This is a genomic window from Pseudomonas sp. HY13-MNA-CIBAN-0226 (assembly GCF_040310305.1).
GTDB lineage: Bacteria > Pseudomonadota > Gammaproteobacteria > Pseudomonadales > Pseudomonadaceae > Aquipseudomonas > Aquipseudomonas gregormendelii.
Genome location: NZ_JBEOPS010000504.1, coordinates 1 through 247, shown reverse-complemented (window position 1 = coordinate 247; position 247 = coordinate 1). Strand labels below are relative to the sequence as shown.

The following is a 247-nucleotide window of genomic DNA, read 5'->3' as shown; positions in this document are numbered from 1 at the left end:
GCAATATCGCTCATCGGCCCACGCCTGGACCGGTTTGAGCCTGCGTGCGCGGACGATCGCCTACTCCACCGACCGGGTAAAGCCGGGCGACCTGACCACCTACGAAGCCCTGGCCGACAAGCAGTGGGAAGGCCGTCTGTGCTTGCGCACGGCGAAAAAAGTCTACAACCAGTCGCTGACCGCCACGTTGATCGAAACCCATGGCGCGGCCAAGACCGAAGAAATCATCAAGGGTTGGGTGAATAAC

Annotated in this window: 1 pseudogene; it reads left to right on the top strand. The window is 60.7% G+C overall.

The features are described 5' to 3' along the window. Positions 1-247 (top strand): annotated as a pseudogene (locus AAEZ05_RS29680) (iron ABC transporter substrate-binding protein); the annotation flags it as partial.